1 protein-coding gene is annotated in these 318 nt (G+C 42.5%); it reads right to left on the reverse strand.

The window, feature by feature from the left end; translation table 11 throughout:
* Positions 1-318 (reverse strand): 2-C-methyl-D-erythritol 2,4-cyclodiphosphate synthase (ispF, locus tag ACFIK8_RS12015; protein ID WP_375669559.1); only part of this gene is annotated, 318 nt, incomplete at both ends.

The following is a 318-nucleotide window of genomic DNA, read 5'->3' on the forward strand; positions in this document are numbered from 1 at the left end:
TCATTGTATGACGATAAGGGCCGATTTTAGGGGTTTCGGCGATCAGTGTGATATCAACATTGGCGATACGGCCGCCTGCTTGTTTAATAATCTCAAGAGCATGACGTAGAAAAATTTCTGATGGTGCATTTTTCCATTGCGGATCAGAGGGAAGAAAATGTGTGCCAATATCCCCTGCACCTTGAGTAGCGAGCAGGGCATCTGTGAGTGCATGAAAAGCGACATCAGCATCGGAGTGTCCCTTTAATTTTTTATGAAAAGGAATTTTTATGCCGCATAATATAAGAGAAGTTCCTTCCTCGAAAGAATGAACATCAT

The sequence above is a fragment of the Bartonella sp. MR168JLCBS genome (assembly GCF_042194175.1).